Annotated in this window: 1 pseudogene; it reads right to left on the bottom strand. The window is 55.1% G+C overall.

The features are described from left to right. Nucleotides 1-747: pseudogene (locus LGM42_RS32930) on the bottom strand (virulence factor); the annotation flags it as partial. Nucleotides 748-856 lie beyond the last annotated feature (109 nt).

Genomic DNA, 856 nt, shown 5'->3' on the forward strand with positions numbered 1-856 from the left:
CTGTGCGTCCGTGGGCGGGAAGTTGGGTGCGTCCCAGTTCATCGCCCAGACGCTCTTGTCGGGGTTCGCCTGCAAGTAGTCCAACGCATTGTTCAGCGATGTGAATCCGGCGTTGGGGCCGCCTTGTGTGACTTGTACGTCGGGGAGCTCGTTGCGGCTCCACATCGTCGGAAAATGTGGGTTGCCGATAAAGAAGGTTTCTCGAAGCGACTCTGTTAGGTAGTCGCGGGCGATAGCCGAATCGAGGCGCTCAGGGACTGCGCCCTCGATACGAAGCCCGGAAATTTCGCGCCAATCCTTCTTTTCATCTGGTTTTACTGTGTAGAAGTACTTGGCGTTCATCGCGTAACGACTACTCATCAGACGGGGAAATTTTTCCATGTACTTGTGGTAGAAGCCCTTGAACGTCTCCGTGCCGCGATTTCCATAAGCGATTCCGGCTACTGATTGCAACGTAGCGAAAGACTTCGGATCGGTGCGCACCATGTCGTCATTCTTGTTCGGCGCGGCAAGCCCTTGCGTCCACAGCAATTGCCATTCGGTCGGATAGTCCATGCGTTGCAACGGATTCAACCAAATGAGTCCGACGACCTGGGCAAAGAATGGCTTCGCCGGCTCTTCGACGGAGGGAACTGCGTTCGCTATTGGTTCAGCGGCGGCTGCGGAATGCGCCGAGCGCATCATGGCCGTCGAGAACAGAAACGCCACAAGTGCCACCAAACTAGGTATAACTACAAATCGTTTCATCCCACCTCCTGCTGCTCGATACAACATCTACGTTCACGTTTAACGCGCTGCCGTGCCGGTATGCATCACCATGAATAGCCTTGCATGCCGTAATTCGTATCGTGTCGGC

This window comes from Burkholderia sp. AU39826 (genome assembly GCF_020419965.1).
In the GTDB taxonomy this organism is placed as follows: Bacteria; Pseudomonadota; Gammaproteobacteria; order Burkholderiales; family Burkholderiaceae; genus Burkholderia; species Burkholderia semiarida.